Origin of the sequence: Marilutibacter maris (assembly GCF_006546735.2) — a bacterium.
In the GTDB taxonomy this organism is placed as follows: domain Bacteria; phylum Pseudomonadota; class Gammaproteobacteria; order Xanthomonadales; family Xanthomonadaceae; genus Marilutibacter; species Marilutibacter maris.
In genome coordinates this window covers 1-5,279 of the sequence record NZ_VICD02000335.1, presented here as the reverse complement: position 1 = coordinate 5,279, position 5,279 = coordinate 1, and the positions used below count along the sequence as shown (strand labels likewise).

Sequence of the window (5,279 nt, the reverse complement as noted above, 5' to 3'; positions counted from 1 at the left end):
GCTACCAGTTCACTGCCGCACAGGCAGCTCAGAAAGACGCCCACGGCGATGAGGTTGATCGCTACCAGTTCACTGCCGCACAGGCAGCTCAGAAAAGATGGAATGCGAACGCATCAAAAAGTCATGCGTTCACTGCCGCACAGGCAGCTCAGAAAGATGACACCAGCGGGAGTTCGGTCAATCTCAAGTTCACTGCCGCACAGGCAGCTCAGAAAGCACCGCGAATGGCACGCCGATCACCAAGACGGTTCACTGCCGCACAGGCAGCTCAGAAAAGGCGCACGGAGCCATGGTCTCGAAGCTCGAAGTTCACTGCCGCACAGGCAGCTCAGAAAACTCGCATTGGGTCACCGCGAGCTGGCGCTGGGTTCACTGCCGCACAGGCAGCTCAGAAATTCACCAACTACATCGTCGCCCACGGCGGCGAAGTTCACTGCCGCACAGGCAGCTCAGAAATCAAGCTCGCCTCAGTCACCCGCCTGGACAACGTTCACTGCCGCACAGGCAGCTCAGAAAATGACCCAACTCACCATCGAAGCCGGCACCGCGTTCACTGCCGCACAGGCAGCTCAGAAATGCTCGTGGACATCGAGCAGGCGGTGCGCCGCGTTCACTGCCGCACAGGCAGCTCAGAAAATGAGGGCACCCATCGTCTGCAACCTGGATAGGTTCACTGCCGCACAGGCAGCTCAGAAAACCTGCTTGATCTGCTGGAGAAGCGGGATCATGTTCACTGCCGCACAGGCAGCTCAGAAAACTCGTAGGTCACGTCGAGCACCTCGTCAGGCGTTCACTGCCGCACAGGCAGCTCAGAAAGCCGAGACCATCGGCGATGTGCAGCCCGGTGAGTTCACTGCCGCACAGGCAGCTCAGAAATCCGCAGCGCGCTCGTAGCCGCGACGATCCTGGTTCACTGCCGCACAGGCAGCTCAGAAAAGTACGTATGTGGCTCCGTCCCATATCTCCAAGTTCACTGCCGCACAGGCAGCTCAGAAAAGGGTGCGCGCTGCCGGCATCTTGCTCAGCTCGTTCACTGCCGCACAGGCAGCTCAGAAAACGGTCTTGACTGGGTCGGCTTCGTCCGGAGCGTTCACTGCCGCACAGGCAGCTCAGAAAGTCGACGAACGTCTGCGCGTTCGCGAAGTAGCGTTCACTGCCGCACAGGCAGCTCAGAAAGCCGAGTCGCTCCGCCAGATGGCCCGCGAGTGGTTCACTGCCGCACAGGCAGCTCAGAAATCTCGAAATGGACTTGCATCGTGCCGCCTAGGAGTTCACTGCCGCACAGGCAGCTCAGAAAATGGACACGACGATGATCGAGGCGCGATTGAAGTTCACTGCCGCGCAGGCAGCTCAGAAAATATCGGAGGCTCCGGGGGGCAGCGGTGGTCAGTTCACTGCCGCACAGGCAGCTCAGAAAGGCTCGAGGCGGAGCAAGCGGCCTACCGGCACGTTCACTGCCGCACAGGCAGCTCAGAAAGAAGCCATCGCGCGGGCCAAGTCGATCCTTGCCGTTCACTGCCGCACAGGCAGCTCAGAAATGGAAATCGGGGAACTTCGCCCGCGCGTCCAGGTTCACTGCCGCACAGGCAGCTCAGAACGTCATCAACGAGGAAATCGGCCGCTACCAGGGAGTCACTGCCGCACAGGCATAATGGGAAGGACAACTACGGAAGTCCTTCTCAGAGGCATATATCCGTTCGCTGGTGTTGCTATGGACAAGGCCATGGCCGCGGCGGACACTGCCGGACGACATCGGCGTCGCGTGTCCGCACCCGCGGTGGCGCCGAGCGGCTTCCGGAGGCGGCATATGTTCATCCTCACCTATTCGCTGGTCTTCGCCGCGATCGCGCTGGCCCTGGCGCTGATCGCGACCGGTTTCGACCGTCGGATCGGGGTGGCCGGCGCGGCGCTGTTCGCGCTGTACCTGGGCCTGGACGACTTCGATACCGCATTGCCGACCGCGCTGGCCTCGGCGGACCTGCTCGGCGGCGGCTGGAACTGGAGCGGCAAGCTCTACAGCCTGCTGCTGGCGGCGCTGGTGATCTATGTGTTCCGGCTCGGCCCCGAGGCGGTCGGACTGACCCTGAAGCAACGCAACCTGCGCGCTTCGCTGACCGTCCTGGGCGTGCTGGTCGCGGTGGGCGTGGCGCTGGGCTTCGCGTTCCGGCCCGGTCCGCCGTCGCTGGAGACCCTGGCGTTCCAGGCGACGATGCCGGCGCTGGCCGAGGAGCTGGCCTATCGGGGCGTCGCCCCGGCGCTGCTGCTGGGCCTGTTCGGGCGCAGGGCGCCGCCGCGGCGGGTGCCGTGGGCGGTGGTGATCGTGACCGCGCTGATGTTCTCGCTGTGGCACGGGCTGGGCTATGGCCGCGACGGCTTCTCGTTCGAACCGGTATCGGCCGCCTTCACCCTGGCCGGCGGACTCGCCTACGGCTGGATGCGCTTCAACAGCGGCAGTCTGTTGTTGCCGCTGCTGGCGCACGCGGCCGGCAACACCGTATTCCAGCTCACCGGTTTCCTCTAGCGCGATGGCGTGACCTTCGGAGCTTGCAAGCGCAGCGGGAACGGTTGCAGGCTGGGCTGACACCACCGACGGAGGCTTCGTGATGAGAACGCCATGCCTGTTGTTGGGTTTTTGGCTGTGCCTGCCGCTCGCCTGGGCGCAGGACGCCTCGCCGCCGGCGCCGCCGAAATGCGACACCGCCGAGTACCGCCAGTTCGACTTCTGGGTCGGCGACTGGGAGGTGCGTGCCGACGACGAGGAGGCCGCGCTGCTGGGCCGCAACCGGATCGAGCGCAGCGCCGACGGCTGCCGCCTGCTGGAAAACTGGAGCAGTGCCCGTGGTGGCAGCGGCCAGAGCCTGAACGGTTGGGATCGCCGTTACCGGGTCTGGCGCCAGTTCTGGATCGGCAGCGACGGCGGGGTGCTGCGACTGGAAGGCGGGCTGCGCGAGGGTGCGATGGTGATGGACGGCGAGCTGAAGGGCCGCGATGGCGGCGTCCAGCGCCAGCGCATCACCTGGACCCCGCAAGCCGACGGCAGCGTGCGCCAGCACTGGGAAACCTCCGAAGACGGCGGCGCCAGCTGGAGCACCGCCTTCGTCGGGATCTACCGCCGCGCCGACGCCGCGGATTGACAGGCACATCCGTACAGGAGCATTCGTAGGAGCGGCGTGAACCGTGATAGGGCTTTCATGGAAAGGCCAATCTCGGTTTACGCCGCTCCCCCAGCTCCGACGATGGCCGCGAGCTGTAACCCAGCCCCCTGAGTCAGGGGGCGATTCGTGCCCCAGGCACGAATGGGGGTGTGGCAGCGCAACGGTGGGGCCCAAGGTTTGCGCAGCAAATTTTGGGGATTCCCGGGCGCAGCCCGGGGATCGCGGCTTACGCCGCTCCTGCGGGGGATCGTGCAAGGTGACGGCCCCGGCGGTGGCGCGGTTGACTCGGGGGCGAGGGGCACCGCGGCCACCGCCGATGGCCGTCGAGACTCAGGCGGCGGCACCTGCCATCGGGCTCATTGCGGCTGGGTGAAGTAGCCGCATCCGCGGTAGATCACGTTGCGGAGGATGAACTCGATCGTGTAGGTGGCGTTGGGCGCGTTGCGCGAGTAGGGGCACTGGCCGCCCTGCGGAATCGGCGCGATCTTGGCCGTGACGGTGGGCTTTCCGGGCAGGCTCTGCAGCTCATAGGCATCGCCCGAATAGTCCAGCACGAGCCAACCCGAGCTCTTGCTGGTGCGGGGCAACACGAGGCTGTATTCGACGCCACGGTTGGGGTCGCTGTCGTCGAGGGTGACGCTCCACCCGATCGTACCGGTGGTGACGAACAGCGGATTGGGGAAGGTGACCTGCTGGGCCGCGGCCGGGGGCGCGAACGCGACCAGGGCAAACGTGGCGGCGAGCAGCGAAGCGATGAGGCTGGAAGTGCGCATGACGGGTCCTCGCAGGGCGGCGACAGGCCGCGGACCCTGTAATGAACGCCGCTTGGGAGATTCCGTGAACGCCCGGTCAGAGCAGGCCGTCGCGCTTGACCGCGAGGTAGCGCTCGACCAGCGAGGCGGCGAGCTGGTCGCAGGTGACGTCGAGCACCATCACCCCGTGGTTGCGCAGGGTCTCGTGCGCGGCCGAGCGCTGCTGCAGGTACTGCGCGGTGGCGCCGGCGCGGATCGCATCGGGCAGGTCGTGGACCTCGCGGGCCAGGGTCCGGTCGAGCGCGACCTCGCGCAGGCTGGCGACGCAGACCAGGTGCCGTTTGCGCAGCAGCTGCACCGCGGCGAGGAGGTCGTCCATGTCCTCGTCGCGCAGGTTGGTCACCAGCATCACCAGCGAGCGGCGGCGTTGGCGCAGCGACAGCTCGGTGGCGGCGGCGAGGAAGTCGGTGGCGACCGCGGAGGGTTGCAGCGCGTAGCTGCCGCGCAGCAGGCCTTCGATCGCACCGGCCCCGCGTCGCGGCGGGACCCAGGTGCTGTCGCCACCGGCGGCGAGCAGGCCCACCGCATCGCCCTGGCGCAAGGCCAGGTAGGCGACCACCAGGGCGGCGTCGAGCACATGGTCGAAGTGGGCCATGCCGTCGGCATCGTCGAGGTCGTCGCGGGCGAGCAGGCGACGGCCGGTATCGAGCAGCAGCACCAGTTGCTGGTTGCGCTCGTCCTGGTACTCGCGCGAGATCAGCTTGTGCGAGCGCGCGGTGGCCTTCCAGTCGATCTGGCGCAGGCTGTCGCCGACCCGGTACTCGCGCATCTGATGGAAGTCGGTGCCCTCGCCGCGCCGCCGCTTGAGGTGGGCGCCGACCAGTCGCGAGGCCTGCTCGGCGGAGAACATCGCAAACTTGGCCAGCGGCGCGAAGTTCGGGAATACCCGCACCGGCTGCGGTTCGCCGGCGGTGCGCAGCTCGCGCCACAACCGCCATGGCGAGTGCAGACGCAGGTGGGTACCGTCGAATACGAAGTCGCCGCGCTCGTGCGCGCGCAGGTGATAGTCGAAGCGGGTCGACTCGCCTTCGCGCAGATCGAGGCGGCGCGGCAGCCCGTGCACCCGCCAGCCGGTGGGATGCAGGTCGTACACGTCCAGACGCTGCCGCTGCCGGGCCTCGAAGGCCAGGGTGACCGGTCGTTCGATGCCGATCGGCCAAGTGTCGGGAACGCTTCTTTCGATCTGCGGCAGGGACTGCCGCCGCAGGCGCAGCAGGTCGATCAGCGCCATCACCGCGAGCGCGGCTCCGGCATACCGCCAGCCGACCGGAGCCAGCCAGCCGATGCTGGCGGCCAGGCCGAGCGCGGCCCA

At 66.8% G+C, this 5,279-nt stretch carries 4 protein-coding genes and 1 CRISPR repeat array; of the genes, 2 read left to right on the top strand and 2 right to left on the bottom strand.

Annotation, left to right across the window (positions count from 1 at the left end):
* Positions 1-7: 7 nt before the first annotated feature.
* A CRISPR array of direct repeats spans positions 8-1,598; the repeat unit is 28 nt; unit sequence GTTCACTGCCGCACAGGCAGCTCAGAAA.
* Positions 1,599-1,807: 209 nt separating this feature from the next.
* Positions 1,808-2,521 (top strand): CPBP family glutamic-type intramembrane protease, encoded by a 714-nt coding sequence (locus FKV24_RS18670; RefSeq protein WP_170288378.1) that lies wholly within the window; start codon positions 1,808-1,810, stop codon positions 2,519-2,521.
* Positions 2,522-2,603: 82 nt separating this feature from the next.
* The gene (locus FKV24_RS19410) at positions 2,604-3,134 is read left to right on the top strand and encodes a hypothetical protein (RefSeq protein WP_170288377.1); all 531 of its coding nucleotides are present in this window, start codon (positions 2,604-2,606) and stop codon (positions 3,132-3,134) included.
* 377 nt (positions 3,135-3,511) lie between these two features.
* On the opposite strand, the gene FKV24_RS18660 is transcribed toward FKV24_RS19410, so the two are convergent.
* Both FKV24_RS18660 and FKV24_RS18655 read right to left on the bottom strand, forming a co-directional pair.
* Positions 3,512-3,928: a hypothetical protein gene (locus FKV24_RS18660; protein ID WP_141483461.1), complete on the bottom strand. Its 417-nt coding sequence runs from the start codon at positions 3,926-3,928 to the stop codon at positions 3,512-3,514.
* Between the two features lie 76 nt (positions 3,929-4,004).
* Positions 4,005-5,279: DUF58 domain-containing protein (locus FKV24_RS18655; RefSeq protein ID WP_141483460.1), on the bottom strand; the 1,275-nt coding region annotated here is incomplete at its 5' end.

Excerpts from the sequence above, each read along its gene's own strand:
- FKV24_RS18670 (WP_170288378.1), top strand. The coding sequence starts at position 1,808 with ATGTTCATCCTCACCTATTCGCTGGTCTTCGCCGCGATCGCGCTGGCC.
- FKV24_RS19410 (WP_170288377.1), top strand. The coding sequence starts at position 2,604 with ATGAGAACGCCATGCCTGTTGTTGGGTTTTTGGCTGTGCCTGCCGCTC.
- FKV24_RS18660 (WP_141483461.1), bottom strand. The coding sequence starts at position 3,928 with ATGCGCACTTCCAGCCTCATCGCTTCGCTGCTCGCCGCCACGTTTGCC.